This is a genomic window from Boseongicola sp. (assembly GCF_057460485.1).
The window spans coordinates 1-2,435 of record NZ_JBVCWP010000419.1 but is presented as its reverse complement, the minus strand read 5'-3'; the positions used below and the strand labels follow the sequence as shown (position 1 = coordinate 2,435).

At 53.4% G+C, this 2,435-nt stretch carries 2 protein-coding genes; both read left to right on the top strand.

Going from position 1 to position 2,435, the window contains the following annotated elements; genetic code table 11:
- Positions 1-1,092: alcohol dehydrogenase family protein (locus AC221Y_RS23055; RefSeq protein ID WP_486708619.1), on the top strand; the 1,092-nt coding region annotated here is incomplete at its 5' end.
- A gap of 244 nt (positions 1,093-1,336) precedes the next feature.
- Entirely contained in the window at positions 1,337-2,221 is an 885-nt protein-coding gene (locus AC221Y_RS23050) for a sulfotransferase domain-containing protein (protein WP_486708618.1), read from the top strand.
- The last annotated feature ends 214 nt before the right edge of the window (positions 2,222-2,435 follow it).

The following is a 2,435-nucleotide window of genomic DNA, read 5'->3' as shown; positions in this document are numbered from 1 at the left end:
GGTTGTCGACGGAGGACAGTTATGCCGATCCCTGAAGTCATGAAAGGCGTGCAACTTACCGGTCACGGCGGACCGAAAAAACTTCTTTGGAATGAAGATATTCCGACCCCGAGACCCTGTCAGGACGAGGTGCTTATCAAAGTTCTCGCGGCAGGCGTAAACAACACCGATGTCAACACGCGCATCGGTTGGTATTCCAAGGAAATTAATGGCAGTACGGATGACGCCTTGGACTCTGCGGATGTCGACTCCGGCGGATGGGCAGGCAAGCTTTACTTTCCGCGGATTCAAGGCGGCGACCTCTGCGGCGAGGTGGTTGGGCTGGGCCCGGACGTAACAGACGTCCGTCTCGGAATGCGTGTGATTTGTCCGACCAACCAGCCAAACCCGACCACAGGTGCGCCGACGCGCTTTCTTACCATCGGTTCGGAATTTGACGGAGCTTTCGCGCAGTATTGTGTCGTATCTGCCCGGCAGCTTTACGATGTTAGCGAGGCGCCGCTGTCAGATTTGGAACTCGGCGCGATTCCCTGTGCGTTTGGCACCGCCTACAATCTATTGAGCCGATCCGGGGTTGGGCCCGACGACCATGTCCTGATTACAGGCGCTTCCGGAGGTGTCGGTCTTGCGGCGGTTCAACTGGCGAAACTGAGAGGTGCGAAGGTGACCGGCGTAGCAAGCGCGTCAAAGCACGATGTGGTGCGCGAGGCCGGTGCCGCCGAAGTTTTGGACCGCACTGAACCTCCTCCTACCCGATGTGTGACCGCCGTAATGGATATTGTCGGAGGAACTGAATGGCCGCGGTTGATTGAAGCCCTGAAGCCCGGCGGGCGATATGCAACTTCGGGCGCGATCGCAGGGCCAATAGTCAGCGCAGATCTCCGTACACTTTATCTGAACGACCTCACATTCTACGGGTGCAGTTACACGCCGCAAGACGTGTTCAGCGAATTGGTAGCCCTGATCAACCAAGGACACGTGAAGCCGCTGGTGTCCAAGACATATCCCCTCAAGGACATCGCGCTTGCACAAGCTGACTTCATCGCCAAGAAATATCCTGGAAAGCTGGTGCTCATTCCTCCGGACGATTAGCATCTCACAAAACTTTAGCAGATGCCGGTAATGGATTAAGGGCCCGCTCAGGGCTCAGAGCGGACCTGCGCCGCAAAGCCTTGCCAAGGTCCGCCACGCGGACAAAGCTGCCGTTCGTCGTGTCAATCGAGTCATTCTAGTTTGTCGATGTGGGAGCTTCAGGCCAAACATGCGTTTTTCTGCGACGTCTGGTAATATTTCTGCGGCTTTAAGCATCCAAGATTATTTTTTTAAGGATTTTGACATGAGTGACCTTCGCCCCCAGTGCACACGTAGATACAATTCCGACACCAGCGACTCTGATGTATGGGCCCGCTTTGAAGCTCGCGCCGATGACGTTTTCGTTTGTACGCCGCCCAAATGCGGAACAACGTGGATACAGTCGATTTGCGGGATGTTGATATTTGGCGATCCGGCAGTGAACCCGGGGATCGGCACTGTTTCAAAATGGCTGGACAGCAAGTTCAATGACGAGCAAGAAATGATGGCGCTTCTCAAGTCTCAGCCGCACCGCCGATACATCAAGACACATATGCCTTTGGACGGCATCACCTATGATCCTCGCTGCACCTACTTGGCAGTCTACCGACACCCGTTGGATGTGGTGTTTTCTGTGCAGAACCACCTGAAAAACATGAAAAGCGACGCTCTGGATCGCTTTGTAGCTGACGATATTAATGGGGGTGTTCAAACCTTTATCAGTAAGCCGTTTGCTCTCGATCAAAACATTGCGGAGTCACTCGAAGGCCTGATTGTCCATTACAAAAGTTTTGCCAAATGGAGCTCGGTCCCTAACATCCACATGTTTCATTATGCTGACATGACACGAGACCTTAGAGGCGCAGTCGCGCGAGTGTCAGAAATTCTGCACTGCAACTTCAGTGAAGAACTCCTCGATGCGATCACATTGGCAGCGACATTTTCAAATATGAAAAAAAATGCGTCCAAATTCGCGCCATCTGCAGACAAGGGAATTTGGAAGGATAACGCTCAGTTCTTTGAAAGCGGCACTAGCAATAAGTGGGAGGGAATTCTGACCGAAGAAAGCCTGGCCATGTATGATGATCGAATGACCGAGTTGCTTTCTCCTGAGGACAGGTCGTGGCTCGAAAACGGCTCCACAGCTTAGTCGCTTTGGGCTAAAAGCGGTCATTCAGCCAAACCGGGATCAGTCGTTCCCAGCGATGCCTCGCGGTTTTTTGGACTTTGGCTGCGGACCAGTGTCAGGTCGCAGCCCAATCCCTTGCTTCTTCCACTCGGGAATATCGCACCGCGGCATGTTCTTGCGCCGCCAGATCAAATTTAGAAAGTTGGCTGCTCCAAGAACGCCAGGATCGGAATTT